Below are 530 nucleotides of genomic sequence, written 5' to 3' on the forward strand. Positions count from 1 at the left end.
CTCAGTGGGCATCTCAGAAACTGATTTGGTTTTCAGTTTCTGCCCGTCTTTTTCTATCCCTGGAGCCTAAGTTTCACTAACGGTTTCCAGATGGCTTTCATCCCCGAAGGATTCCCCTTGGCCCGCCCCCATCCAAACATCCAGTCCGTCCCCTCGTCCCGCTTTCCTGCTGGTGTTCTCTGGAGCTGGGGAATTAAATGCCATTTAGCTTTCAGCAGGTGATTTTTAATATCAAGTTTTTTACATTAACCCTCAAGGCATTTTGAAAAATGCCCTGACCTTTTACTGTTATTCCCACGTCAGTTACTTGAAATGTCTATACCATAATCTGCTCTAAATACCAAACACCGTTTCAATCAAATGCTTCTCTGCCTTTTCTCCTTCCCTTCTCCAAATCTTTATTTAACCTTTATCAGACCAGTACACAGCCATGAATCCTGGGAATGGGGACGGAGGCCTGCTTGGAGGCTTGACGCCGGGCGGAGCGGAATCCGTTGGCGATGAAAGCCGTCTGGAAACCGTTAGTGAAA

This window comes from Clostridium sp. MCC353 (assembly GCF_018785315.1).
Classification (GTDB): Bacteria; Bacillota; Clostridia; order Lachnospirales; family Lachnospiraceae; genus CHH4-2.